We start from the raw sequence: 22,735 nt of genomic DNA, 5'->3' as shown, positions 1-22,735 counted from the left end.
TCCACCCCGGACTGTTGGCAAGCGCCACACGCCGGATAGCCTTTGTCGGATTCCTGACCGCCCACTCAGGGGAGGCCCGCCGGAGATGATCCGACTCGCCGACGTGTCGCGTACCTTCGACGGCCGCTCCGGCCGGGTCGAGGCGCTGCGCGGCATCGACCTCACGGTCGCCGAGGGCGAGTTCGTGGCGGTGTTGGGCCGCTCCGGTTGCGGGAAGTCCACCCTGCTGCGCATGGTCGCCGGGCTGCTCCCGGTGACCAGCGGCGAGATCACCGTGGGCGGTACGGCGGTCACCCGGCCGCGCCAGGACATCGCGATGCTCTTCCAGCGGCCCGCCCTGCTCCCCTGGCGCACGGTCCTCGACAACGTCCTGCTGCCGGTGGAGATCTTCGGCTGGAGCCGGGCGAAGCACCGCGAACGGGCCCGCCAACTGCTGGAGATGGCCGGTCTCGGCGGCTTCGAGAAGCGGCTGCCGCACGAACTCTCCGGCGGCATGCAGCAACGGGTCTCGCTCTGCCGGTCGCTGATCGGCGAGCCCCGGGTGATGCTGATGGACGAGCCCTTCTCCGCCCTGGACGCGCTCACCCGCGAGGAACTCTCCGGCGAGCTGCAACGGGTGCACATGGAGACCGGCGCCACCGTCGTCTTCGTCACCCACTCCATCGACGAGGCGGTGCTGCTGGCCGACCGGGTGGTCGTGCTCAGCCCGCGCCCGGGGCGGATCCGCAAGGTCGTCGAGGTGGCCATCCCCCGGCCCCGCACCCTCGGCCGCAACGCCCATCTGGCCGACGTCGCCCGGGTCAGCGCCGAACTGCACGAACTGCTGATGGAACGCGAGACGCCGGCCGTGGCGGCGGAGGGACGATGAGCATGCGGGTGGCCGTCTTCACCGAGCCGCACCGCGGCGCCAGCTACGACGACCAGCTCCGCTTCGCGCGGCTGGTGGAGGCGGGCGGCTTCGACGGCTTCCTGCGGGCCGACCACTACCAGGCGATGGGCGACGAGCCGGGGCTGCCCGGCCCGACCGACGCCTGGCTGACGCTGGCCGCGCTGGCCCGGGAGACCACCCGGATCCGGCTCGGCACGCTGGTCACCTCGGCCACCTTCCGGCTGCCCGGGCCGCTGGCCGTGATGGTCGCTCAGGTGGACCAGATGAGCGGCGGCCGGGTCGAGCTCGGCATCGGCGCCGGCTGGTACGAGCGCGAACACACCTCGTACGGCATCCCGTTCCCCAGTGTGGGCGAGCGGTTCGACCGGTTGGCCGAGCAGCTGGAGATCGTCACCGGTCTCTGGCGGACCCCGGTCGGCGACACCTACACCCACCTCGGCGACCACTACCGGCTGGTGGACGCGCCCGCGCTGCCCAAGCCGGTGCAGCAGCCCGGCCCGCCGGTGATCGTCGGCGGGCGCGGCCCGAAGCGCACCCCCGAGCTGGCCGCCCGGTACGCGGACGAGTTCAACATGCCCTTCAAGTCCGTCGAGGAGACCGCCGCCGCGTACGAACGGGTGCGCGAGGCGTGCGACCGGACCGGTCGGACCGACTCGGGGCGGGCCCCGCTGGTGCTCTCGGCCGGAGTGGTGGTGGCGATCGGCCGCACCGACGCCGAGGCCCGCCGCCGGGCCGAGCCGCTGCACGTCAAGAGCGCCCTGCCGCCGGAGGACCCGGTGGTCGGCTCCCCCGCCCAACTGGTCGACCGGCTCGGCGAGTTCGCCGCGATCGGCACCACCCGGGTGCACCTGCGACTGATCGAACTCGACGACCTGGACCACCTGGAGCTCATCGCCGGCGAGGTGCTCCCCCAGCTGAACGGAACGCGATGACCGACGTGGTCGACGGCACGGAACTCGGCCCGGTGGGCCAGGAGATCGTCTTCGAGAACGACCGGGTCCGGGTGTGGCACATCCGCCTGGAGCCGGGTGAGCGGCAGCCGCTGCACCGGCACGACCATCCATATCTGGTGGTGGCCGTCCAGGGCGCGAAGAACGTGGTGCAGACCGTCGACGGCACCCGCATCGACGCGGACGAGCCCACCGGCGGAGTGGTCTACCGGGACCCCGGCGCCGTCCACATGCTCACCAACGTCGGTGACACGACGTACCTGGCCCGCCTCGTCGAGTTGAAGTAACCCCAGGCCGGCGGGCTGCCGCGTTTCGGTGGCGAGCGGGCGCACCGGCCCGTAACCTGCGCCACATGGCCTTTCGGACGTGGAGCAGACTGCTGCTCACGGCACTCGGGGTGAGCATGCTGGCCGGAGCCGGTCAGCTCGGCATCGCGTACGGGTTCTCCCTCGTACGGCTCACCGGTGCATTCACCGACGGCACCGTCAACCAGTGGCCGGCCCAGCTCGCCTGGGTCGGCTGGTTCGCCGTCAACGCCGCCGTGGTCGGCGCCATCATCACCAGGCGTCTCGCCCGTCGGCTGGGGCTGCCGGACACCACCGGCATGCAGCTCGCCGTCTCCGCAGCAGCCGCGCTCGGCGCCACGGTCGTCGCGCCGCTGTGCATGCAACCGGCCCGGGCCGCGGAACTCAACACCGTCGACCCGGTCGGGGCGGTCGGAATCTGCGCCGTCGTCGGTGCGGTGGTCGGCGTGGGCGCCGCCTCGGCCGTGCTGCTCCGCCCGCCGCTGGGCTGGAACGTAGCGGTGGTGGGCGGCACGGTCTGGCTGATGGCGCTGCTCTCGGTCGTACCGGCGGTCCTGTCCACCGGTCCGCTGCGCACCGTACGGCTCGGCGTGCTGGAGCCGTCCTGGCTGGACGCCGGCACCGCACAGCGGCTGGCGATGCTGCTCCTCCCCGTGGTGGCGCTGCTGGCCGGCGCGGTGACCGGCGGGCTGGCCCGTTGGCGGGGCCACATCCCGCTGGTCAGCGCCGCGTCCGGGGCGGCCGGCCCGGTGCTGCTCGCCTTCGCCTACCTGACCGCCGGCCCGGGCAGCTCCGCCGACCGCTACCAGCTCGCCCCGTACTACGGCGCGGTGATCGCCGTCGCGACCGGCGCGCTCGGGTCGGCCGCCGCCACGCTGGTGCGCTGGCCGCTCTTCCCCGCCACCGGAGCCCACAGCGCCACCAGGGCCGCCGGCGCCATCGAGCCGACCGACATCCTGCGCCCGCTGCCCGACACGCCGGCCCTGAGCCCGGCCGCCGAGGGTCGGACCACGGTGGACCTGACCGGCACCGGCACCTCGCCGGGCACCGACATCTCGCCGGGCACCGACATCTCGCCGGGCACCGGCACGCCGACCGGGGCGGAGCTGACCCCGGGCCGGCCGGCCGAACCGACCCCGGCGCACTGGGACTGGCCGGTCACGCCCGGCACCCCGAGCACCGCGCCCGCCTCCTCCGCCACCCGGCCGGACGGCGACTTCGCCGTCGACGCCCCGGCCACCGGACCGGTGCCGGCGAGCCGTCCCGAGGCCACCAGCCGGCGGCCGGACGAGCCGTCTCACGACCTGCCGACCGGTGAGAGCCCCGCGACGGAGGCCTTCCCGGCGAGCGCGCCTCAGCCGAGGGACCGCCGCCGCGACCCGGAGCCCGGAAGGACGACCGACCCGCTCGGGGTCATCTCTTCCGACGAGCCGCCGGCCGGGGCGGCCGACGAGTCGCGTGCGGAGAGCCCGTTCGACGGTCCCCGAGCTGCAGACCTGTCCGACGCGCCGGCCAGCGTGGGGTCGATGGAGGAGCCCCCGTCGACCGAGCCGGTCGACGCCGGACCGGTCGGGCTGCCGCGCCCGACGGCCCCGGTCGAGCAGGGGTTCGGCGTCGAGGCGTCCCCGACGGCCGAGCCTGCCGGGACGGCCGAGCCGACCGACGGCACGAGCGACGCGCCGCGGCCCCGGCCGAAGCGGACCCGCAAGCTCCGCCCCGTCGGCTCCGAGGATCCGGCGGACACCGCGGTGCCCATCGCCGCTGTCGCCACGCCCATCGCCACTGCGTCCGCGCCTGTCGCCGCTGCCACGACCGGTGTCGGCGCCACCTCCGCTGCCATGACCGACGCCGGTCCCACTTCCGGCGTCACCACCGACGCCGGTTCCGCCCCGGCCGCCGGCCTCACCTCAGCGGCCAGCGAGGTTGATTCCGCCTCGGCCGCCACTGCGACCGGCGACGCCGGTCCCGCCCCGGGTACCGCCGGTCCCGCCGCGGGTATCGCCGCCACCGCCGGCCCCGCCGCCGGTGCCGCTGCCACCGCCGGTGCGCCCACCGCCCGCCGGACGAAGCGCGCGGCCCAAGCCGCCACCGACCCCACCACCGTGCCCGAGCCGGCCGACTCTCCCGCCTCGACACCCGCCGGCCGTTCCGGGCCCGTCCCGACCGCCGACCCCGTCCCGGTTGCCGGCCCCGTCGCGACCACCGGCCCCGTCGCGACCACCGGCCCCGTCCCGACCGCCGGCCCCGTCCCGACCGCCGGCCCTGTACCGGTTGCTGGCCTCGACCCGGCGGCGCTCGACCGGGCCGGGCAGCGCCGCGCGCCGTCCGCCGCCGGCGAGCCGGCGCCTCGTCCCCGGCACCAGCTGCCCGACCTGAACAGCGCGGTGAGCTGGAACGCGTTCACCGCGCCGCGCCCCGCGCCGGCCCCGCCCCGCGCCGAACTGCCCTTCCCGGACCACGGTCCGACCGAGGCACCGAAGCCGGTCACCTTCCGCTGGGACGCGGACACCTCCGGACCCGGCACCCCGGGCACGGCGAGCCGGGCGAGCGACCTGCCCATCGCCGAGACGCCCGACCCGACGGTCGAGGCCCGCGCGGCCGATCCGTCGCCGGGGGTCGAGACGGAGCCGGCGACCGGTAGGTCCCGGTCCAAGCGGGGGCTGTTCCGCCGCAACAAGGCGCGCGCCGCCGAGCCGCCGGCCGAGGCACCCGAGGCGGAGCCGCTCGCCGCGCAGGACGAGGAGTACGTCGACTGGGTCGCCGGCCTGAGCCGGCCGCTGGCCGACAACGAGCCGGAGACGGAGAGCGGCCGCCGCTCGCTGCGCTCCAGCGGTCGCCACCACCGGGACTGAGCAGCGAGGAGCCCGTCCGGGCCGGCGACGCGGGTGACATCGCCCGTCGTCGCCGGACCGGCGCGGATCGCCTCAGGCCTGCGGGAGGTAGACCCGGCCGCCGGAGGAGACGAACTCCGCCGACTTGTCCTGCATGCCGCGCGCGGCGTACTCCTTCAACTCCTGCGTGATCTTCATGGAGCAGAATTTCGGCCCGCACATCGAGCAGAAGTGCGCGGTCTTCGCCGGCTCGGCCGGCAGCGTCGCGTCGTGGTACGACCGGGCGGTCTCCGGGTCCAGCGAGAGGTTGAACTGATCCTCCCAGCGGAACTCGAACCGGGCCTTGGAGAGCGCGTCGTCCCAGGCCTGCGCGCCGGGGTGGCCCTTGGCCAGGTCGGCCGCGTGCGCCGCGATCTTGTACGCGATCACGCCCGCCTTCACGTCGTCCCGGTCCGGCAGCCCGAGGTGCTCCTTCGGCGTGACGTAGCAGAGCATGGCGGTGCCGAACATGCCGATCATCGCCGCGCCGATGGCCGAGGTGATGTGGTCGTACGCGGGAGCGATGTCCGTGGTCAGCGGGCCGAGCGTGTAGAAGGGCGCCTCGTGGCACCACTCCTGCTGGAGGTCCACATTTTCCTTGATCTTGTGCATCGGCACGTGGCCCGGACCCTCGATCATCACCTGCACGTCGTACTCCCAGGCGATCTTCGTCAGTTCGCCGAGGGTACGCAGCTCGGCGAACTGGGCCTCGTCGTTGGCGTCCGCGATCGACCCCGGCCGCAGCCCGTCGCCCAGGGAGAACGTGACGTCGTAGCGGGCCAGGATCTCGCACAGCTCCCGGAAGTTGGTGTAGAGGAAATTCTCCTCGTGGTGCGCCAGGCACCAGGCCGCCATGATCGACCCGCCCCGGGAGACGATCCCGGTGACCCGGTCCACGGCCAGCGGCACGTACGGCAGCAGCACCCCGGCGTGCACGGTCATGTAGTCGACGCCCTGCTCGGCCTGCTCGACGACGGTCTCCCGGAACACCTCCCAGCTCAGCTTGACCGGGTCGCCGCCGACCTTCTCCAGCGCCTGGTAGATCGGCACGGTGCCGATCGGCACCGGCGAGTTGCGCACGATCGCCTCGCGGGTCTCGTGGATCCGCTTGCCCGTCGACAGGTCCATCACGGTGTCCGCGCCCCAGCGGGTCGCCCAGGTCAGCTTCTCCACCTCCTCGGCCACCGAGGAGGTGACCGCCGAGGTGCCGATGTTGGCGTTCACCTTGACCAGGAACGCCTTGCCGATGATCGCCGGCTCGCACTCGGGGTGGTTGACGTTGAGCGGCAGCACCGCCCGCCCGGCGGCGATCTCGTCCCGGACGAACTCGGGCGCCACCCCCTCCCGAATCGCCACGAACTCCATCTCCGGCGTGACCACCCCGGCCCGCGCGTACGCGAGCTGCGTCGGCCGCTTGCCGTCCGTCCCGGCCAGTGGCGTGCCCGCGCCCCGCGCCGGTGCCACGTCGCCGCGTTCGGCGATCCACTCCCCGCGCAGCGGCGGCAGTCCCACCTCCGGGTCGGAGCCCGGGCCGGAGGTGTCGTAGAGGCGCAGCGGGGGGTTGTCCCCGGTCAGCTCCACCTCGGCGAACGGCACCCGGACGTCCGGTCGTGACCCCTCGACGTAGACCTTGCGACGTGCCTGCATGACAGCCTCCCTGATGGTCAACCGGACCAGCCGAAGTGGTCCAGCGGGCCGCGTCCCGCGCCCAGTTCCCAGTCCCGCCCGCCGGTCAGCGCGCGGGTGACGTACTCCTTGGCGGCGGCGACCGCGACCGGCACCGGGTCGCCCGCCGCCAGCCGGACGGCGATCGCCGCCGAGAACGAGCAGCCGGTGCCGTGGGTGTGCCGGGTCCGCACCCGGGGCGCGCGCAGCAGCATGGTCGTCCCGCCGCCGCAGAGCACGTCGACCGACTCACCGCCGGCATCCACGTCACCGCCGGTCACCACCACGTGCGCCGGGCCGCCGGCCGCGATCGCCTCGGCGGCGACCGCCATCTCCTGCACCGTGGTCACCGGGCGTCCGGTGAGGGCGGCGGCCTCCGCGCAGTTCGGCGTCGCCACCTCCGCGTACGGCAGCAGCCGCTCGACCGCCTCCACCACGCCGAGCGGGTGTCCGCTGGTGGCGACCAGCACCGGGTCGACGACGAGGTGCGGCAGCCGGCCCGCCTTCGCCGCCTCGGCCACCGCGTCGGCGACCGCCGGGGTGCCGAGCATCCCGGTCTTCACCGCCCGGACGCGGAAGTCGCCGAGCACGCTGTCGAGCTGCTCGCTGACCGTGCGTGGGGGCAGCGGCAGGACGGCGTCCACACCCCGGGTGTTCTGCGCGGTGACGGCGGTGAGCACGCTGGTGCCGTACGCGCCGAGGGCGGCGAACACCTTGAGGTCGGCCTGGATGCCGGCACCGGCACCGGAGTCCGAGCCGGCGATGGTGAGGACGGTGGTGGGAGTCACTGTGTTTCTCCGGTGGTCGCTGTCGGTGGCAATGTCGGCCTGGGGGGCTGCGGCCGACCGTGCCCACTCCGGGCGGTCAGGCTTGATCCCTGCGTGGGCACGGTCGGCCGCAGCCCCGTGCCGGAGACCTCCGCGCGGGCGTGCCGAGTTCGCGGCACGGGGATGGGCGCGAGCGCCGAGACGGCTGGTGTGGCGGTGGCGGTAGCGGCGGCGCTGGTAGCGGCAGCGGCGCCTCCCGCGGCTCGGAACGCCTCGGTCAGGGTGGCGGCTGCCTCGGCGGGGTCGTCGGCTCGCATGATGGCGCCGAGCACGGCGACGCCGACGGCTCCCGCCTGGACACAGGCGTGCACCTGGTCGGGGGTGTCGATGCCGCCGAGGGCGAGGATCGGCACGGGGCTGACCCGGATCAGCTCGGCGAGCCCGCCTGCCTGCAGCGGTGGGCCGTACCCGGGTTTGGTCCGGCTGGGGAAGACCGGCGAGAGGGTGGCGTAGTCCTCTGTGCTGAGCCGGGCGAGCTCCGAGCGGTCGTGGCAGGAGCGGCCGACCAGGCCGAGGGCCGGCGGCGGGTAGGGACCGGCCGAGGGCAGGTGGACGGCGTCGCCGTCGAGGGGATCGGGGCCGGCCACGATCAGGCTGCCGCCCACCTCGGCGAGGAGCGGACGCAGCGCGGCGGCGAGGGCGGCACGGTCGTCGCGGGGCAGGTCCTTCTCCCGCAGTACCACCCAGCGCACTCCCCCGGCCACGGCCGCCGCCACCACCTCGGGCAGCGGCCGCCGGGCCTGCCAGCGATCGGTGAGCACCACCAGCCCCGAGGGCACCGCCGCGCCGTGCGGCACAGCGCTCGACATCACCGCAGGCGCGGCCGGCGCGGCGAGCCGCCCCGAGCCGGCTCGCCGCGCATCCGTGGGCGACCCGCCGAGGCCGACCGCCCGGGGCGGTCCGTCGACCGTCAGCCGCCCCGCCCGGGTCGCCGTCACAGCTCGGGCCTTCCCTCGTCCGGGGTGGAGGCGAGCGCGTGGAAGCGGCGGGCGATCCGGCCGGCGCCGTACGCGAGCCGGCCCGCCTCCACCGCGTGCCGCATCGCGGTGGCCATCGCCACCGGGTCGGCGGCCCGGGTCACCGCGCTGGCCAGCAGCACCGCGTCGCAGCCCAGTTCCATGGCGAGTGCCGCGTCGGAGGCGGTGCCGATGCCGGCGTCGAGGATCACCGGCACGTCGACGTTCTGCCGGATCAGCCGGATGTGGTGCGGGTTGGTCACGCCCAGCCCGGAGCCGATCGGCGCGCCGGCCGGCATCACCGCGGCACACCCGACGTCGGCCAGCCGGCGGGCCAGGATCGGGTCGTCGGAGGTGTACGGCAGCACGGTGAACCCGTCGGCGACCAGTTCCTCGGCGGCGCGCAGCAGCTCCACCCCGTCGGGCAGCAGCGTCCGCTCGTCGCCGATCACCTCGAGCTTCACCCAGTCGGTGTCGAACGCCTCCCGGGCCAGGTGGGCCACCTTCACCGCCTCGCCGGCGGTGTAGCAGCCGGCGGTGTTCGGCAGCAGCCGCACCCCGCACCGGTCCAGCACGTCGAGCAGTCCACCGGCGGCGCCGGGGGCGGTGTCCACGCGGCGCAGCGCCACGGTGACCAGCTCGGTGCCGGACGCCCGGACCGCCTGCTCCAGCACACGCAGGTTGGCCGCGCCGCCGGTGCCGAGGATGAGCCGGGATCCGAGGGTGACCCCGCCGATGGTGAACGTCACGCCGCTCACCCGCCCTGGGCGGCGCTGAGCACCTCGACCCGGTCGCCGTCGCGCAGCACCGTCGCCGGCCAGCCGGTGCGCGGCACCACCTCGCCGTTGACCGCGACCGCGAGGCCGCGCCGCTGCTCGGTGACCGCGCGGACCAGGTCCGCCACGGTCGACCCGCCGGGCAGGTCACGGCCGGCGCCGTTGACGATCAGTTGCACGTCTCCTCCTCGATGGCAGGCGTGGACCGGTCCCGGCCGAGCGGCCGGGCTTCGGCTGCGGCGGTGAACCGGTCCGGGGCGAACGGGGCGAGCAGCGGGTCCGGCGCGCCGGTGACCACCAGTTCGGCGATCAGGTCGGCGGTGACCGGGGTCAGCACGATGCCGTGCCGGTGATGGCCGGTGGCGGCCAGCACACCGGGCCGGTCGGGCAGCGGCCCGAGGATCGGCGCGTTGTCCGGCGTGCCGGGGCGCAGCCCGGCGGCGGCCTCGACGAGGTCGTACTCGGCCAGGTCGGGGAGCAGGTCGACGGCGGCGTGGAGCAGCCGCAGCACCGCACCGGCGGTCACCTCGGTGTCGGCGCGCTCCTCGACGGTCGCCCCGAGGACCACCTCGCCGTCGGTGCGGGGCACCAGGTAGATCGACTCGCCGTCGGCGTACCCCCGGATCACGTGCCGGAAGTCCGGCGTGCCGCGACCTGGCGCGCGCAGCCGGAGCACCTGCCCCTTCACCGGCCGGACCGGCAGGCCGGTGAGCGCGGCGGCGCCGCAGCCGGCGGCGACCACGGTGACCCGGGCGTCGACGTCGGCGAGGCGGGCCACCGCGCCGGGCACCAGCCGGGCACCGGCCCGCTCGGCCGCCGTGCGCAGCGCAGCCACCAGCCGCCGTGGGTCGACCTGGTGGTCGCCCGGCGCGACCGCGCCGCCGCGCACCCGAGGGGCCAGCGCCGGTTCGCGGTCCCGCAGCTCCGAGGGGCGCAGCGGCGTGATCGGCAGTCCCAGCCCCTGCTGGTACGACCAGAGTCGCCGCGCCTCGGCCAGGTCGTCGGCGGTCAACCCGACGACCAGCGTGCCGTCGGTGCGGTACCCGAAGTCGGTGCCGGCGGCCTCGGCCAGCTCGGCGGCGAAGCCCGGCCAGCGGGCCGCCGACTCGGCTAGCAGCCCGGTCAGCTCCTCCTCCCCGAAGTACGCCTCGGCGACCGGCGAGAGCATCCCGGCGGCCACGTGGGACGCCCCGGAGCCGGGGGCCGGATCGTGCACGACGACGCGCAGCCCGCGCGCGGCGCAGCGCCAGGCGATCGCCAGCCCGACCGGTCCCGCCCCCACCACGGCGACGTCCGGTCGGGTCAGCACGTCAGGGCCTCGAGCAGTTCCGCCGTCGCCCGCCCGGGATCGGCGGCCCCGGACAGCGCCCCGACCACCGCCACCCCGTACGCCCCGGCGGCCCGCAGCGCCGGTACCGACGCGGCGGTCACCCCGCCGATCGCGATCACCGGCACGTCGACGGCCGCGGCGACGGCGCGTACCCCGTCGGGGCCGATCGGTGCCGGCAGGCCGGCCTTGGTGGTGGTGGCGTGGCAGGGGCCCACGCCCAGGTAGCCGGCCCCGGCGGCGACCGCCTCGGCGGCGGCGACGGGTTCCCGGGCGGTGGCGCCGAGCACGGCGGCCGGGCCGAGCACCCGGCGGGCCGCCCCGACCGGCAGGTCGTCCGCGCCCACGTGGCCGCCGGCGGCGCCGACCGCGAGCGCCACGTGCAGCCGGTCGTTGACCAGGCACGTCACCCCGTACGGCGTGCAGAGCGCGACCGCCCGGCGGGCCAGGTCGTACGCCTGCCGGTCGGTGGCGTCGTCGCCCACCCGGACCTGTACGACCAGCTCGGCGCGGGCCACCGGCAGCGCGGCGCGCAGCACGGCGAGCGGATCGCGCCCCGGCCGGGTGTCGGTGATCAGATGCAGTCGTCCCAGGGACGGCACGGCAACACTCCTCCCTGCGCCGGCATTACCCGGATCAGGTTCGACGGTCGGGGGCTTCAGCCCCCCTCTCAGCCCGGTGCACCGGGCTCCCGTGGGTCACTTGCGGCCATACCGTACGACGGATCCGCCGATCCGCCAAGGGCGGGGGTGGGCTTTTCCCACGGACCGTCCCAACTCGACGGTGCGGGCAGCGCGTGACCGGCCGCTCACGCCATGCTGTCCGGATGCCCTCGCCGCCCCGGATTCCGCGCCGCCTCGCGTTCCTGCCGTTCCGGGGCAGCCGGGCCGTCGCGGAGGGTCTGATCACCTGGGCGATGCTGCGCGGCCCGGCCTGGCATCGGCTGCTGCCCGACGTCTACGTGCACCGCGAGGGGTACCGCGTGGACGACCACCGGATGTGGTGCGACGCGGTGGCGCTGCTGCTGCCGCCGGAAGCGGCCATCGCAGGACCCAGCGCGGCCTACCTGTGGGGCGTCGACCTGCTCCGTCGGGACGCTCCGGTGTCCGTGCTGCTACCTCGGACAGCGCGGCTGCGTACCCACGCCCGCGTTCAGGTCACCCGCTCGGCGCTGCCGCGATCGGACCGCACCCGCTTCGGCGGCCTGCCGGTCACCACGGCCCTGCGCACCGCCTTCGACCTGGGGCGGCAGGGGTCCCGCGAGGAGGCGACCATCGCCGTCGACGCGCTGCTGCACCGCCGGGTGGTCAAGCTGCCGGCCCTGCGCGCGTACGCCGACGCGCACCCCCGCTGGCCCGGGCTCCCGTTGCTGCGGCAGGTCCTGGCGCTGGCGGAGCCGCTGAGCGAGTCCCCGATGGAGACTCGCCTCCGGCTGCTCCTGCTCGACGCCGGGCTGCCGCCGGCCACGGCGCAACACGACGTGCTCGACGCCCGCGGCCGCTTCGTCGGCCGGGTCGACCTGGCCTGGCCGGGGCTCCGGGTTGCCGTCGAGTACGACGGCGACCACCACCGGGAGCGCGTGCACTTCCGGCAGGACGTGGCCCGCCTCAACGCGTTACGCGCCGCCGGGTGGCTGGTTCTCCGCTTCACCGCCGACGACGTCCTCCGCCGGCCGGCGCAGACGGTGGACATGGTCGCCGCCGCGCTCCGCGAACGCCGGGACGAGTGGAACACCACGCACGTCAATAGTCCCCGGTGACATCCATGGCGTACCACCCGCGCCCCTGACCGTTCGCCCGGCACCGTCACCGGCGGACGGCGTCCGCCGCGTCGGCGCCGCGCGCCGCACACCTGCGGCGCGAGGGGGCGGCAGGCGGGCGGGCTAGCGGCACGGGTGGAACGCCATTGCTGTCAAACGCCCGCCGTGACGTACGTGATGTTCCGCTCGTGGGTCCGCGGCCGCCCGCCGGCCGGCCGACGGTCAGAGGATGGCGTCGAGGGCGTCCAGGTCGCCGTCGGTGGGCTGCCAGGTGCCGGCCTCGGCGTTCGCCCGTACCTGCTCGGGCGTGGTGGCGCCCGCGATCACCGAGGTCACCGCCGGGCGGGCGGCCAGCCCGCCGATCGCCACCTGGAGCATGGACAGTCCGCGCTCGGCGGCGTACGCCTCGATCGCCTCGATCCGGTCCCAGTCCGCGGCGGCGAGGCGCTGGGCGTACCGGCCGCCGCCGGAGAGCCGGCTGCCCGCGGGCGGCACCTCGTTGCGCTTGTACTTGCCGGTGAGCAGGCCGTTGGCGAGCGGGAAGAACGGCAGCATGCCGAGGCCGAACCGCTCGCAGGCGGGAATGACCTCGGCCTCGACGGAGCGTTCCAGCAGGCTGTAGTGGTTCTGCGCGGAGATGAAGCGGGCCCGGCCGCTGGAGGAGGCGACCCAGTCAGCGTCGGCGATCTGCCAACCGGCGAAGTTGGAGTTGCCGAGGTAGCGGACCTTGCCGGCGCGGACGAGGTCGTCCAGGGCGGCGAGGGTCTCGTCGATCGGGGTGCCGGGGTCGGGCTCGTGCATCTGGTACAGGTCGATGTGGTCGGTGCCGAGCCGGCGCAGCGACGCCTCCACCGCCCGCGCGATGTAGCGGCGGGCGCCCCGGGCGCCGTGGTCGGGGCCGTTCATGCCGTGCATGTCCATGCCGAACTTGGTGGCCACCACGACGTCGTCCCGGCGCCCCTTGAGCGCCTGGCCGAGCAGTTCCTCGGAGCCGCCCTGCGGCTCGCCGTAGATGTCGGCGGTGTCGAAGAAGTTGATCCCGGCGTCGAGCGCGGCGTCGACCACCGCCCGGGTGCCGTCGAGGTCGAGCTTGCGGCCGAAGTTGTTGCAGCCGATGCCGACCACGGACACCACGAGCCCGGAGTCGCCCAGCCGGCGGTAGGTCATCTCAGTCACGAGATCCACCCTATGCCGACCGGGAACCGCCGGGCGGGGGACCGCCTCGCCCCCGGGCGGCCGCCGGCCGGGGGCGGGGCAGGTCAGCGCACGTCCCAGACCGGCTCCGGCGTCTCCACCACCTCGCCGTCGCCGCCGAAGAGCACGAACCGGTCGAACGAGCGGGTGAACCAGCGGTCGTGGGTGACCGCGACCACCGTCCCGGAGAACGCGGCCAGCCCGGCCTCCAGCGCCTCGGCGGAGGCGAGGTCGAGGTTGTCCGTCGGTTCGTCGAGGAGCAGCAGGGTCGCCCCGGACAGCTCCAGCAGCAGCACCAGGAACCGCGCCTGCTGCCCGCCGGAGAGGGTGCCGAAGCGCTGGTCGCCCTGCGCGGCCAGCTCGTACCGGGACAGCGCCGCCATCGCGGCGTGCCGGTCCATCCCGGCCCGGTGCTCGTCGCCCCGCCAGAGGATCTCGACCAGCGCCTTCTCCACCAGTTCGGGCCGGTCGTGGGTCTGCGAGAAGTGGCCGGGCCGGACCCGCGCACCGAGCCGGACGGTGCCGTCGTGGGCCACCGGGGCCAGCGCGGCCGCGCCGTCGACCGGGCCGTTGGCCGGGTCGGGGTCGGTGCCGCCGCGGGCCAGCAGCCGCAGGAAGTGCGACTTGCCCGTCCCGTTGGCGCCGAGCACGGCGACCCGGTCGCCGTACCAGAGCTCCAGGTCGAAGGGGTAGGTGAGGCCGTCGAGCTCCAGCTGCTCGCAGACGACCGCGCGCTTGCCGGTCCGCCCGCCGGCCAGGCGCATCCGGATGTCCTGGTCCTTCGGGGGTACGGGCGGCGGCCCGGCCTCCTCGAACTTGCGCAACCGGGTCTGCGCGGCCTGGTACCGCGACGCCATCCCGTCGTTGTACGCGGCCTTCTGCTTGTACATCAGCACCAGCTCGCGCAGCTTCTGGTGTTCCTCGTCCCAGCGTTTACGCAGCTCGTCGAGGCGGGCGTGCCGGGCCACCCGGGCGGCGTGCCAGCTGGCGAAGCCCGCCGGGTGCACCCAGGCGCTGCCGCCCTCGACGGCGACCACCCGGTCGGCGCTCTGCGCCAGCAGCTCCCGGTCGTGCGAGACGTAGAGCACCGACTTGGCGGACTCGCGCAGCCGCCCCTCCAGCCAGCGTTTGCCGGGCACGTCGAGGAAGTTGTCCGGCTCGTCGAGGAGCAGCACCTCGTCGGTGCCCCGCAGCAGCAGCTCCAGGGCGAAGCGTTTCTGCTGGCCGCCGGAGAGGGTCCGCACCGGACGGTCCCGGGCGGCGTCCCAGGGCAGGTCGAGCACGATGGTGGCGACGGTGTCGAAGAGCACCTCGGCGTCGTACCCGCCGGTCTCGCCCCAGGCGGCGAGCGCGTCCGCGTACGCGAGCTGGGCCTTGCCGGCGGCGATGCTGTACTTGCCGCGCAGCTCGGCCGTCCGCATGGCCGCCTCGGTCTCGGCGAGCCGGCGGCCGGCGTCCCGCAGCGCCGGCGGGGCGAGCGAGAGCGCCAGGTCGGCGAGCGTGGTCTCGTCCCCGATCATGCCGATGAACTGCCGCATCACGCCCAGACCGCCGGCCCGGGCGACGGCACCGGTCTGCACCGGCAGGTCGCCGGCGACCATCCGCAACAGCGTCGTCTTGCCCGCGCCGTTCGGGCCGACCAGGGCGACCTTGGCACCCTCACCGACCCGGAACGACACGTCGGCGAAGAGTTCCCGGCCGTCGGGCAGGATGTGCCCGACCCCTGCCACGTCCACGTATCCCACGCCGGCATCCTGCCGGAGCGGACGGGGCGGGCGACACTCGATTACCGGGTGAGCCGCAGCACCCGGAAGCCCTTCTGGCTGGCGTGCCGCTCGACCTGCCAGCCGGCGTCGACCAGCCAGCGGTGCAGCGAGTCACCGCCGAGGTGGCGGGCCACCACCAGCCAGGCGACGCCGTCCGGGGCGAGCCGGGGCAGCCAGCGGCGCAGCAGCTCGTGCAGTTCCGCCTTGCCGATGTGGATCGGCGGGTTGGACCAGATCTGGGCGAAGGTGACGTCGGCCGGCACCTCGTCGGGCGCCACCGCGCGGACCCGGTCGGCGGCGCCGACCCGGCGGGCGTTCTCGGTGGTGAGGGCGCGGGCCCGCGCGTTGACGTCGACCGCCCAGACGGTGGCGGCCGGAGCGCTGGTGGCCAGCACGCAGGTGATCGGCCCGAAGCCGGAGCCGATGTCGAGCAGGTCACCGCCGACGGTTGCGGCCGGCAGCTCCGCCTTGCGCAGCAGGACGGCGGTGCCGGGGTCGAGCCGGTCGGCGGAGAAGACCCCGCTGGCGGAGGCCAGGGTGTAGTCGCGCCCGGCGACGGAGAACTCGACCTCCCGCGGACGTGCCGCAACGGTGGGTTCGGTGCTGAAGTAGTGGTCGCCGGTCACGTCCGGCATTGTCCCACCGCCACGGAGCCCGGTTGCGGTCGCCTCGGCGGGGACGCCGACGCGCCCGCGCCAGAATTTGCCGTTATTACCCCCTAAAGGGGCAATGCATCCTACTCTGGGCGACATGGTGTATCGGTACGAGTCCGATGAGGACGCCTTCGTGGAGTACCCGCGGTCCGGGTCGGACCTGCCGGAGTTCACCCCCGGCCCGCCCGCCCCGGCCGGGCCGTCTCCGTCCCGCTTCCCCACTCCGTCGCTGCCGCGGACCACCCGGCCGGCCCTCCCGGCCGCCGAACCGATCCCGGTCCGCTCGTCCGTCCAGATTCCACCGCCACCCACGCTCCCCCGCGAGTACGCCCCGGCCGAGCCGCTGGACCCGCCCAAGGCCGGCCGGTCCGACTCCGGCCGCGGCGGCGGCCGGCTCTGGCAGGTGATCGTCGGTGGCGCGGCGGTGCTGGTGCTGCTCGCACTCTGCGGCCTCGGTGCGGCGGCCCTGCTCGCGGAGCGCTCGCCGGACGACGACCGCACGGCCGCCGCCCCGCAGCCCACCACGGCCGCCCCGGTCACCGAGCCGGACGCCGGCGACCTCGACTCCCGGGACACCGACCAGCAGCCGCTGACCGCCCGCGAGGTCTTCGCGGGCAAGAAGCTGGTGGTGGCCGACGGGCGCCCCGCCTACGACGTGCTCAAGACGCACTCGAGCGGCAGCTGTGCGGTCGCCGTCACCGGCGAAATCGCCGATCTGCTGGTCCGGCTCGGGTGCAGCCAGGTGGTCCGGGGCACGCTGCGCTCCCCCGACGGCGACCACCTGGTCACCGCGGGCCTGTTCAACCTGACCGACAAGGCCAGCGCGCAGCGGGTCCGGGACCGGATCCGGCAGCTGCTCGACGAGCGGCAGGGCCGCTTCCGTGGCCTGGCCGCCGGCGACGGCACCGAGGCGCTCAGCACCGCCGCGGCCAGGATCGGCTGGCAGGTACGCGGCCACTACATCGCCTACTGCCTGGTCGTCCGGGCCGACGGCGGGCCCGTGCCGGGCGGTGACACGGCGGTCCGCGACATCATCTACGACATGATCGAGCTGCACCTCGACAAGGGCGTGCTCGAACGCCGGGCCGCCGGCGGCACGGCCGTCCAGCCCACCGCCCGGGCGACCGAGGGCGCCGGCACCCAGCGCGGGGACGCGAATCCCGACGAACTGCCCGGCGACTGAACCCGCCGGTCGACGGCGAGCGACGCGAGGCCCGGTCCGAGTCCTGCGGACCGGGCCTCGTCGCGTCTCCGGCCCCCGGGCGTCACCTCGATGCGCTGCCGCGCTCGGGCGTCGACCCGGAGGCGCGACGCAGCCCGGGCGTCGACCTGGTGGGGGCGCAGCCCCGGGGGTCAGGCCTCGCTGGCGACCCGCAGCCGGCGGGTGAGGTCGGCGCGGCGGGCGTACTCGGCCGGGTCCGCCGGGTAGCCGACCGCGACCAGGGTCAGCCCGTGCGCCGCCGCGACGGTCACCTCGCTGGAACGTTCCCGGCGGCTCAGCAGGCTCGCCGGCCACGCGACCGGCCGCCGGCCGTCCCCGGCGACCAGCATCGCCCCGACCAGGCTGCGCACCATCGCCTGGCAGAACGCGTCGGCCTGCACGGTGGCCACGAGGATGCCGTCCGGGTCGCGCCGCCAGTCCAGCCGGGTCACCTCGCGCAGCGTGGTGGCGTTCTCCTTGCGCCGGCAGTACGCGGCGAAGTCGTGCTCCCCCACCAGCCCGGCCGCGGCGGCGTTCAGCGCGGCCAGGTCCAGCGGCTTCGGCCAGGCGAGGGTGTCGTGCCGGCGCAGCGGCTCGGCGCCCCACGGGGCGTCGGTCACCCGGTACTCGTAGCGGCGGAAGGTCGCCGAGAAGCGGGCGTCGAAGTCGGCGGGCACCTCGCTCATCGCGCGGACCCGCACGTCGGTCGGGAGCAGCCGGGCCAGCCGGCGCAGCAACCGGCCGTCGTGCTCCCGCCACACGGCGGTGGGCAGGTCGAGGTGGCAGACCTGACCGGTGGCGTGCACCCCGGCGTCGGTACGGCCGGCGACGGTCAGCCCGGTCGCCGTGCCCGCGCCGAGGACCAGGCCCAGGGTCTCGGTCAGCACCCCGGCGACGGTGCGCCGGGTCGGCTGGGCCGCCCAGCCGGAGAAACCGGTGCCGTCGTAGGAGACGTCCAGCCGCAGCCGGGTCCGCTCGTCCACCTCGTACCTCCTGTTACGGATCGGGCCCGGCACCCCCGCAAGGGGTGCCGGGCCCGACGAAGACCTTGATCAGGCCTTGTTCTGCTCGTTGTTCTCCTCGGTGGCGAGGTCGCTGTCCTCGCGCGCCGCAGCGGTGTCACCCGACGCCGAGACCGGCGCCTCCGCGTCCTGGTCGCCCGAGTTGTTCGACTCGGGGGTCTCCTCGGCCGGGGCCAGGGCCTCGACCTTGTCCTGCTGGGCGGCCTTGCGGGCGGCGGTCTTCTTGTTCGCCTTGGGCTCGGCGACCTGAAGCTCCTCGACCAGCTCGATGATCGCCATCGGAGCGGCGTCACCCTTGCGCGGACCGGTCTTCACGATCCGGGTGTAGCCACCGTTGCGGTTGGCGTACCGGGGCGCGATCTGGTCGAACAGGGCGTAGACCACGTCCTTGTCCTTGACGACGCCCAGCACCCGCCGGCGCGCGGCGAGGTCGCCACGCTTGGCCTTGGTGATGAGCTGCTCGGCCAGCGGACGCAGCCGCCGGGCCTTCGTCTCGGTGGTCTGGATCTTGCCGTGCTGGAACAGCGCGGTGGCCAGGTTGGCCAGCATCAGCCGCTCGTGCGCGGGGCTGCCGCCGAGGCGGGGGCCCTTGGTGGGCGTGGGCATGCTTGGTGCTCCTCAGGTGTGGCGGCAGCGCGGACTAGAGCTGCTCGGTCTCGCGGTAGTCGTCGGTGTCGTAGTCGGCCTCGCCGAAGGCGTCCACGACGTGCGCCGGGTCGAAGTTCGGAGCCGAGTCCTTCAGCCCGAGACCCATCCCGGCGAGCTTCATCTTGACCTCGTCGATCGACTTCTGACCGAAATTCCGGATGTCGAGGAGGTCGGCCTCGGTGCGCCCGATGAGCTCACCAACGGAGTTGATGCCCTCGCGCTTGAGGCAGTTGTAGGAGCGGACGGTCAGGTCCAGCTCCTCGATCGGCAGGGCCAGGTCCGCCGCCAGCTGGGCGTCCTGCGGGGACGGCCCGATGTCGATGCCCTCGGCGGTCTCGTCCAGCTCCCGGGCCAGGCCGAAGAGCTCCACCAGCGTCGAACCGGCGGAGGCCAGCGCGGTACGCGGGCCCATCGACGGCTTGGTCTCGACGTCGATGATCAGCCGGTCGAAGTCGGTCCGCTGCTCGACGCGGGTCGCCTCGACGCGGTACGTCACCTTGAGCACCGGCGAGTAGATCGAGTCGACCGGGATCCGGCCGATCTCGGCACCGGACTGCTTGTTCTGCGCCGCCGTGACGTAGCCACGACCCCGCTCGACGGTCAGCTCCATGTCGAGCCGGCCCTTGCCGTTGAGGGTGGCGAGCTTCAGGTCCGGGTTGTGCACCGAGACGCCGGCCGGGGGCTGAATGTCACCCGCGGTCACGTCGCCCGGGCCCTGCTTGCGCAGGTACATGCTGACCGGCTCGTCGTGCTCGGAGCTGACGTTCAGCTCCTTGATGTTCATGACGAGCTCGACCACGTCCTCCTTGACCCCGGGGATCGTGGTGAACTCGTGCAGCACACCGTCGATCTTGATCGAGGTGACCGCCGCACCCGGGATGGACGACAGCAGCGTACGACGCAGCGAGTTGCCCAGGGTGTAGCCGAAACCGGGCTCCAGCGGCTCGATGGTGAACCGGGACCGGGTCTCGTTGATCGACTCCTCGGAGAGGGAGGGTCGCTGGCTGATGAGCATCTTTTCTCTTCTCTTCCGGGACGCCCGCTATTTGACGCCCACGACACAAACTGTTCCGGTGGCCCGCCCCGGAGGGCGGGCCACCGCAACGAGCCCTTACTTGGAGTAGAGCTCGACGATCAGCTGCTCCTGGACCTGGGTGTCGATCACCTGGCGGGCCGGGAGCGAGTGCACGAGGATCTTCATCTGGCTCGGGATGGCCTCAAGCCACGCCGGAACCGACCGCGAACCGGCCTGAGCCTGCGCCACCACGAACGGGGTGAGCTCCTTGCTCTTGCCCCGGACCTCGATGATGTCGTGCTCCTTGACGCGGTACGACGGGATGTCGACCTTCTTGCCGTTCACGGTGAAGTGGCCGTGCTTGACCAGCTGACGAGCCTGGTCCCGGGAGCTGGCGTAGCCGGCCCGGTAGACCACGTTGTCCAGCCGCGACTCGAGGATCTGCAGCAGGACCTCGCCGGTCTTGGCCTTCTTGTTCACGGCCTCTTCGTAGTAGCCGCGGAACTGCTTCTCCAGCACGCCGTAGACACGACGGGCCTTCTGCTTCTCACGGAGCTGGAGCAGGTACTCCGTCTCCTTGGTGCGGCCGCGGCCGTGCTGCCCGGGCGGGAACGGCCGGGACTCGAACGGGCACTTCGGGCCATCGCACTTGCTGCCCTTGAGGAACAGCTTCATCTTCTCCCGCCGGCAACGGCGGCAGTCAGCACCGGTGTAACGAGCCATCTCTCTCTAACCTCTCAGACCCGGCGACGCTTCGGCGGACGGCAACCGTTGTGCGGCTGCGGGGTGACGTCGGAGATCTGCCCGACCTCGAGCCCGGCTGCCTGCAGCGAACGGATGGCGGTCTCCCGGCCGGAGCCGGGGCCCTTGACGAACACGTCGACCTTGCGCATGCCGTGCTCCATCGCCCGACGCGCGGCGGCCTCGGCGGCGAGCTGCGCGGCGAACGGGGTCGACTTGCGGGAGCCCTTGAAGCCCACCTGGCCGGAGGAGGCCCAGGAGATGACCGCACCGGTCGGGTCCGTGATGGACACGATGGTGTTGTTGAAGGTGCTCTTGATGTGCGCCTGCCCGTGGGCGACGTTCTTGCGTTCCTTGCGCCGGACCTTCTTGACGGCGGCTCCGGCACGAGCCTTCGGTGGCATAAGTCTGTGCGCTCCTAGTTACTTCTTGCCGGGCTTCTTCTTGCCGGCGACGGTCCGCTTCGGGCCCTTGCGGGTCCGCGCGTTGGTCTTGGTCCGCTGGCCACGCACGGGGAGGCCCCGGCGGTGCCGGATGCCGGCGTAGCAGCCGATCTCGACCTTGCGGCGGATGTCAGCGGCGACCTCGCGGCGCAGGTCGCCTTCAACCTTGTAGTTGCCCTCGATGTGATTACGGAGCTGCACGAGCTCCTCATCGGTGAGGTCCCGAACGCGCTTGTCCGGTGAGATGCCGGTCGCGCTGAGCGTCTCCAGGGCGCGGGTACGGCCGACCCCGAAGATGTAGGTGAGCGCGATCTCCATCCGCTTCTCGCGGGGGAGGTCCACGCCGACTAGACGTGCCATGTGCGGGCGTACTCCTCGTGATGTTGTGCGGAGGTCTGGACCCGTCCCACCCCGCTACCGACCGTCCCGTCCTTCCGGCACTGTCAGCGCCGGCGACCGGGATCGGTCGTGCCCGAGCGGGCCCCGGCCTCCGACCGGGGGTCAACCACGATTGAGTACGCGCTGCGTACCGCTCGTGGCTGGAACGAGCTGGTGATGTGCTGTCTGGATCTGCGGCCCGGACCGATCCGACCGGCCGTGTCACGACCGGTGGGACTGGTTCAGCCCTGGCGCTGCTTGTGGCGCGGGTCGGTGCAGATGACCATGACCCGGCCGTGCCGGCGGATCACCCGGCACTTGTTGCAGATCCTCTTGACGCTCGGCTTGACCTTCACGGTTGCCTTACTTCCCATCTGGCCCGGTGGCACGACGGTGCGCGACGCCGGACGTCGAAGACGGACACGGGGACGTCCCGGCCGTCGTCAGGATTACTTGTAGCGGTAGACGATGCGCCCGCGGGTCAGGTCGTACGGCGAAAGTTCGACGACGACCCGGTCCTCCGGCAGGATGCGGATGTAGTGCTGCCGCATCTTGCCGCTGATGTGAGCCAGCACCTTGTGGCCGTTCGCGAGCTCCACCCGGAACATAGCGTTCGGCAGGGGCTCGATGACCCGACCCTCGATCTCGATGGCTCCGTCTTTTTTCGGCATGTCCTCCGCTGTCCTGACGTCGGTTACTCCGGACGGCCCACAACGTCTTACACGGGCACTCGATCAAGATCGAAAGGCCCGCGCCAGCCGCGGCTCCGACTCCCACCGAAGCGCGTAGTGGGCATGCCGGAGTGGACGCTGTGCGCCGATCTGAAAGTGTACGCCCGCGTGCGCGCCGTCGCCAAACCGGCCACCCCGGGCGTCACCCGGAGGTAGGAAAACCGACACCCAGCGCCGTCTCCCCCGTCGGCTCCGCGCCCGATCCGCGAGGACCGTCGCGTCGCGGTCGGACCTCGCGCTGCCGGTCGGGCCACCGGTCGGGCCACCGGTCGAGCCTCCGCCCGGTCCGGCCGTCCCCCTGCTCGCCGGTGACGCCGTTGCCGGGTCGACGTGCGCCCGGAGCGGTCACCTCACCAGACGCTAGGGAACTGATGTCGCGGATGAATCAGGGCGGGCACCCGCACCGTCCGGGCAACCTCGTCGGCGGCGATGGGCGTACTGGCGTTCCAGCAGCCGCATCTGCTCTTCGACCCGCTCCGCCTGATCAGGTTCCCGGTCGACCCAGCTCCCGGCCGCTTCTGCTCTTCGACCCGCTCCGGCCTGGAAAGCTTCCCGGCCGACCCAGCTCCCGGCCGCTTGACGACGGCAGACCTCGCCCCCAAGCCCCCGGCCCCCGGCC

24 protein-coding genes, 1 pseudogene and 1 riboswitch are annotated in these 22,735 nt (G+C 73.9%); of the genes and pseudogenes, 7 read left to right on the top strand and 18 right to left on the bottom strand.

The window, feature by feature from the left end; all coding sequences use genetic code 11:
• The first annotated feature begins 85 nt into the window (after positions 1–85).
• The 4 genes from ACSNN7_RS20990 (at position 86) to ACSNN7_RS20975 (ending at position 4,996) form a co-directional block, all read left to right on the top strand.
• On the top strand, positions 86–868 hold the full coding sequence (locus ACSNN7_RS20990) for an ABC transporter ATP-binding protein (protein WP_436682644.1): 783 nt from the start codon (positions 86–88) through the stop codon (positions 866–868).
• Between the two features lie 2 nt (positions 869–870).
• Entirely contained in the window at positions 871–1,821 is a 951-nt protein-coding gene (locus ACSNN7_RS20985; protein ID WP_436682650.1) for an LLM class F420-dependent oxidoreductase, read from the top strand.
• The gene (locus ACSNN7_RS20980) at positions 1,818–2,126 is read left to right on the top strand and encodes a cupin (protein WP_436682643.1); all 309 of its coding nucleotides are present in this window, start codon (positions 1,818–1,820) and stop codon (positions 2,124–2,126) included. The genes ACSNN7_RS20985 and ACSNN7_RS20980 overlap by 4 nt, the downstream gene beginning before the upstream one ends.
• Before the next feature lie 65 nt (positions 2,127–2,191).
• On the top strand, positions 2,192–4,996 hold the full coding sequence (locus ACSNN7_RS20975; protein ID WP_436682642.1) for a hypothetical protein: 2,805 nt from the start codon (positions 2,192–2,194) through the stop codon (positions 4,994–4,996).
• 72 nt (positions 4,997–5,068) lie between these two features.
• Here ACSNN7_RS20975 and thiC read toward each other — a convergent pair whose 3' ends face one another.
• The 7 genes and pseudogenes from thiC to thiE form a co-directional block, all read right to left on the bottom strand.
• Complete coding sequence (thiC, locus tag ACSNN7_RS20970; RefSeq protein ID WP_436682641.1) at positions 5,069–6,661, bottom strand: phosphomethylpyrimidine synthase ThiC; 1,593 nt, start codon at positions 6,659–6,661, stop codon at positions 5,069–5,071.
• A gap of 17 nt (positions 6,662–6,678) precedes the next feature.
• On the bottom strand, positions 6,679–7,467 hold the full coding sequence (gene thiD / locus ACSNN7_RS20965; protein WP_436682640.1) for a bifunctional hydroxymethylpyrimidine kinase/phosphomethylpyrimidine kinase: 789 nt from the start codon (positions 7,465–7,467) through the stop codon (positions 6,679–6,681).
• Positions 7,468–7,543: 76 nt separating this feature from the next.
• A pseudogene (locus tag ACSNN7_RS20960) lies at positions 7,544–8,315 on the bottom strand (thiamine phosphate synthase).
• 125 nt (positions 8,316–8,440) lie between these two features.
• The gene (locus tag ACSNN7_RS20955) at positions 8,441–9,220 is read right to left on the bottom strand and encodes a thiazole synthase (RefSeq protein WP_436682639.1); all 780 of its coding nucleotides are present in this window, start codon (positions 9,218–9,220) and stop codon (positions 8,441–8,443) included.
• Positions 9,217–9,417 (bottom strand): sulfur carrier protein ThiS, encoded by a 201-nt coding sequence (gene thiS, locus ACSNN7_RS20950; RefSeq protein ID WP_088960276.1) that lies wholly within the window; start codon positions 9,415–9,417, stop codon positions 9,217–9,219. The genes ACSNN7_RS20955 and thiS overlap by 4 nt, the downstream gene beginning before the upstream one ends.
• Positions 9,408–10,547, bottom strand: coding sequence for a glycine oxidase ThiO (gene thiO / locus ACSNN7_RS20945; RefSeq protein ID WP_436682638.1), 1,140 nt, complete (start codon positions 10,545–10,547; stop codon positions 9,408–9,410). The genes thiS and thiO overlap by 10 nt, the downstream gene beginning before the upstream one ends.
• Positions 10,541–11,167 (bottom strand): thiamine phosphate synthase, encoded by a 627-nt coding sequence (gene thiE / locus ACSNN7_RS20940; RefSeq protein ID WP_436682637.1) that lies wholly within the window; start codon positions 11,165–11,167, stop codon positions 10,541–10,543. The genes thiO and thiE overlap by 7 nt, the downstream gene beginning before the upstream one ends.
• Positions 11,162–11,269: riboswitch (TPP riboswitch) on the bottom strand. Its footprint overlaps the gene before it by 6 nt.
• A gap of 122 nt (positions 11,270–11,391) precedes the next feature.
• On the opposite strand from thiE, the gene ACSNN7_RS20935 reads away from it, so the two are divergent.
• On the top strand, positions 11,392–12,324 hold the full coding sequence (locus ACSNN7_RS20935) for a DUF559 domain-containing protein (RefSeq protein ID WP_436682636.1): 933 nt from the start codon (positions 11,392–11,394) through the stop codon (positions 12,322–12,324).
• Between the two features lie 222 nt (positions 12,325–12,546).
• Here ACSNN7_RS20935 and ACSNN7_RS20930 read toward each other — a convergent pair whose 3' ends face one another.
• The 3 genes from ACSNN7_RS20930 to ACSNN7_RS20920 all read right to left on the bottom strand — a co-directional run bounded on the left by ACSNN7_RS20930 (position 12,547) and on the right by ACSNN7_RS20920 (position 15,910).
• Positions 12,547–13,509 (bottom strand): aldo/keto reductase, encoded by a 963-nt coding sequence (locus ACSNN7_RS20930; RefSeq protein ID WP_436682635.1) that lies wholly within the window; start codon positions 13,507–13,509, stop codon positions 12,547–12,549.
• Positions 13,510–13,583: 74 nt separating this feature from the next.
• Complete coding sequence (locus tag ACSNN7_RS20925; RefSeq protein WP_436682634.1) at positions 13,584–15,263, bottom strand: ATP-binding cassette domain-containing protein; 1,680 nt, start codon at positions 15,261–15,263, stop codon at positions 13,584–13,586.
• 41 nt (positions 15,264–15,304) lie between these two features.
• Positions 15,305–15,910 carry a class I SAM-dependent methyltransferase gene (locus ACSNN7_RS20920; RefSeq protein ID WP_436682649.1) on the bottom strand — a complete coding sequence of 202 codons (606 nt, stop codon included), beginning with the start codon at positions 15,908–15,910 and terminating at the stop codon, positions 15,305–15,307.
• A 124-nt stretch (positions 15,911–16,034) separates the two neighbouring features.
• On the opposite strand from ACSNN7_RS20920, the gene ACSNN7_RS20915 reads away from it, so the two are divergent.
• Entirely contained in the window at positions 16,035–17,120 is a 1,086-nt protein-coding gene (locus ACSNN7_RS20915) for a hypothetical protein (protein WP_436682633.1), read from the top strand.
• Between the two features lie 170 nt (positions 17,121–17,290).
• Here the strand turns inward: ACSNN7_RS20915 and truA are convergent, their stop codons facing one another.
• The 8 genes from truA to infA all read right to left on the bottom strand — a co-directional run bounded on the left by truA (position 17,291) and on the right by infA (position 22,056).
• A complete protein-coding gene (gene truA, locus ACSNN7_RS20910) occupies positions 17,291–18,121 on the bottom strand; it encodes a tRNA pseudouridine(38-40) synthase TruA (protein ID WP_436682632.1) in 831 nt (276 codons plus the stop codon).
• A gap of 69 nt (positions 18,122–18,190) precedes the next feature.
• Positions 18,191–18,766, bottom strand: a complete 576-nt coding sequence (gene rplQ, locus ACSNN7_RS20905; RefSeq protein ID WP_436682631.1) for a 50S ribosomal protein L17 — start codon at positions 18,764–18,766, stop codon at positions 18,191–18,193.
• Positions 18,767–18,800: 34 nt separating this feature from the next.
• On the bottom strand, positions 18,801–19,823 hold the full coding sequence (locus ACSNN7_RS20900) for a DNA-directed RNA polymerase subunit alpha (RefSeq protein ID WP_334449429.1): 1,023 nt from the start codon (positions 19,821–19,823) through the stop codon (positions 18,801–18,803).
• Between the two features lie 96 nt (positions 19,824–19,919).
• Entirely contained in the window at positions 19,920–20,546 is a 627-nt protein-coding gene (gene rpsD / locus ACSNN7_RS20895) for a 30S ribosomal protein S4 (protein WP_436682630.1), read from the bottom strand.
• A gap of 14 nt (positions 20,547–20,560) precedes the next feature.
• Positions 20,561–20,968: a 30S ribosomal protein S11 gene (rpsK, locus tag ACSNN7_RS20890; protein WP_014440747.1), complete on the bottom strand. Its 408-nt coding sequence runs from the start codon at positions 20,966–20,968 to the stop codon at positions 20,561–20,563.
• 18 nt (positions 20,969–20,986) lie between these two features.
• Complete coding sequence (gene rpsM / locus ACSNN7_RS20885) at positions 20,987–21,367, bottom strand: 30S ribosomal protein S13 (protein WP_088998365.1); 381 nt, start codon at positions 21,365–21,367, stop codon at positions 20,987–20,989.
• A gap of 260 nt (positions 21,368–21,627) precedes the next feature.
• Positions 21,628–21,741 (bottom strand): 50S ribosomal protein L36, encoded by a 114-nt coding sequence (gene rpmJ / locus ACSNN7_RS20880; RefSeq protein ID WP_012184307.1) that lies wholly within the window; start codon positions 21,739–21,741, stop codon positions 21,628–21,630.
• Positions 21,742–21,834: 93 nt separating this feature from the next.
• Entirely contained in the window at positions 21,835–22,056 is a 222-nt protein-coding gene (gene infA / locus ACSNN7_RS20875) for a translation initiation factor IF-1 (RefSeq protein ID WP_007073013.1), read from the bottom strand.
• Positions 22,057–22,545: 489 nt separating this feature from the next.
• On the opposite strand from infA, the gene ACSNN7_RS20870 reads away from it, so the two are divergent.
• Positions 22,546–22,735 (top strand): hypothetical protein (locus tag ACSNN7_RS20870; RefSeq protein WP_436682629.1); only part of this gene is annotated, 190 nt, incomplete at its 3' end.

The organism is Micromonospora sp. URMC 105 (genome assembly GCF_051386295.1).
In the GTDB taxonomy this organism is placed as follows: Bacteria; Actinomycetota; Actinomycetes; order Mycobacteriales; family Micromonosporaceae; genus Micromonospora.
Note: the sequence above shows the minus strand (reverse complement) of the source record. Positions and strands in the feature narration are given on the sequence as shown.

Excerpts from the sequence above, each read along its gene's own strand:
- ACSNN7_RS20990 (WP_436682644.1), top strand. The coding sequence starts at position 86 with ATGATCCGACTCGCCGACGTGTCGCGTACCTTCGACGGCCGCTCCGGC.
- ACSNN7_RS20985 (WP_436682650.1), top strand. The coding sequence starts at position 871 with ATGCGGGTGGCCGTCTTCACCGAGCCGCACCGCGGCGCCAGCTACGAC.
- ACSNN7_RS20980 (WP_436682643.1), top strand. The coding sequence starts at position 1,818 with ATGACCGACGTGGTCGACGGCACGGAACTCGGCCCGGTGGGCCAGGAG.
- ACSNN7_RS20975 (WP_436682642.1), top strand. The coding sequence starts at position 2,192 with ATGGCCTTTCGGACGTGGAGCAGACTGCTGCTCACGGCACTCGGGGTG.
- thiC (WP_436682641.1), bottom strand. The coding sequence starts at position 6,661 with ATGCAGGCACGTCGCAAGGTCTACGTCGAGGGGTCACGACCGGACGTC.
- ACSNN7_RS20935 (WP_436682636.1), top strand. The coding sequence starts at position 11,392 with ATGCCCTCGCCGCCCCGGATTCCGCGCCGCCTCGCGTTCCTGCCGTTC.
- ACSNN7_RS20915 (WP_436682633.1), top strand. The coding sequence starts at position 16,035 with ATGGTGTATCGGTACGAGTCCGATGAGGACGCCTTCGTGGAGTACCCG.
- rplQ (WP_436682631.1), bottom strand. The coding sequence starts at position 18,766 with ATGCCCACGCCCACCAAGGGCCCCCGCCTCGGCGGCAGCCCCGCGCAC.
- ACSNN7_RS20900 (WP_334449429.1), bottom strand. The coding sequence starts at position 19,823 with ATGCTCATCAGCCAGCGACCCTCCCTCTCCGAGGAGTCGATCAACGAG.
- rpsD (WP_436682630.1), bottom strand. The coding sequence starts at position 20,546 with ATGGCTCGTTACACCGGTGCTGACTGCCGCCGTTGCCGGCGGGAGAAG.
- rpsK (WP_014440747.1), bottom strand. The coding sequence starts at position 20,968 with ATGCCACCGAAGGCTCGTGCCGGAGCCGCCGTCAAGAAGGTCCGGCGC.
- rpsM (WP_088998365.1), bottom strand. The coding sequence starts at position 21,367 with ATGGCACGTCTAGTCGGCGTGGACCTCCCCCGCGAGAAGCGGATGGAG.
- infA (WP_007073013.1), bottom strand. The coding sequence starts at position 22,056 with ATGCCGAAAAAAGACGGAGCCATCGAGATCGAGGGTCGGGTCATCGAG.